We start from the raw sequence: 1,111 nt of genomic DNA, 5'->3' as shown, positions 1-1,111 counted from the left end.
AAGCCGCCGCAGTAACCCATCGTGCAGCTCATATTGCTGCGGGCAGCGGGAGGCAAACTCCCGGTCATGGGTCACGATCATGAACGCCGTACCCAGATTCTCATTCAACTCGATCATTAGCGCCTGCACTTGTGCAGCAGTGCGCTCATCCAGATTCCCGGTGGGCTCATCCGCCATTACCAGTGCCGGCTCGGTCACCAGCGCACGGGCAATGGCCACCCGCTGACGCTCGCCGCCACTCAGCGCGGAAGGCTTGTGCTTGAGACGATGCTCAAGCCCCACCCGCTCCAGAATCGCGGCGGCCCGGGCCTGACAATCCGCCGGCTTTTCGCCACGGATCAACAGCGGCATGGCCACATTTTCCAGCGCGGTAAATTCCGGCAACAGATGGTGAAACTGGTAAACGAACCCCAGGTAACGGTTGCGCAGCCGCCCGGTTTCCCGATCATTCAGTGCTGTCAGCGAAGTGCCAGCGATAGAAACCGAGCCACGGGTAGCGTGGTCCAGCCCGCCGAGCAGATTCAGCAAGGTCGATTTCCCCGAACCGGACGCACCGATAATCGCCAGGATATCGCCCTTGTACACAGTCAGGTCCACACCCTTGAGCACTTCCAGTTCGTTATTGCCCTCTTCGTAGGCTTTCACCAACGTTTGCGCATGCAGGACAGGCGTCGAATCATTCATAACGCAGCGCCTCCGCAGGTTGTACCCGGCTAGCGCGCCAGGAAGGATACAGGGTGGCAGAGAAGCTAATGAACAGCGCGATCCCCACAATGGTGCCCACATCGGACCACTGCAACTCGGACGGCAGATAATTCACAAAATAGGCATCAAACAAACGGGTGTTAAACGTTCGCTCTACCCACTCGGCAATATTGCTCACATTGGTGGCCAACAGCACCCCAAGCACGGTCCCCAGCAAGGTGCCCGCCACCCCGATCAGGGTGCCCTGAACCATGAAAATGCGCATGATCGTGCCCGGTGACGCCCCCAGCGTGCGCAACACTGCGATGTTGCCGCGCTTTTCAGTCACCAGCATCACCTGGCTGGAAATGATATTGAAAGCAGCCACCGCCACAATGAAGCTGAGCAACAGCGTCATCATGGTCTT

Annotated in this window: 2 protein-coding genes; both read right to left on the bottom strand. The window is 58.6% G+C overall.

Going from position 1 to position 1,111, the window contains the following annotated elements; translation table 11 throughout:
* Window positions 1-684: lipoprotein-releasing ABC transporter ATP-binding protein LolD (gene lolD, locus A3754_RS24900; RefSeq protein WP_063521636.1), on the bottom strand; the 684-nt coding region annotated here is incomplete at its 3' end.
* A partial coding sequence (locus A3754_RS24895; protein ID WP_156497216.1) for an FtsX-like permease family protein occupies window positions 677-1,111 on the bottom strand: 435 nt, incomplete at its 5' end. The genes lolD and A3754_RS24895, both read right to left, overlap by 8 nt.

It is taken from the genome of Alcanivorax sp. HI0083 (assembly GCF_001635175.1).
Note: the sequence above shows the minus strand (reverse complement) of the source record. Positions and strands in the feature narration are given on the sequence as shown.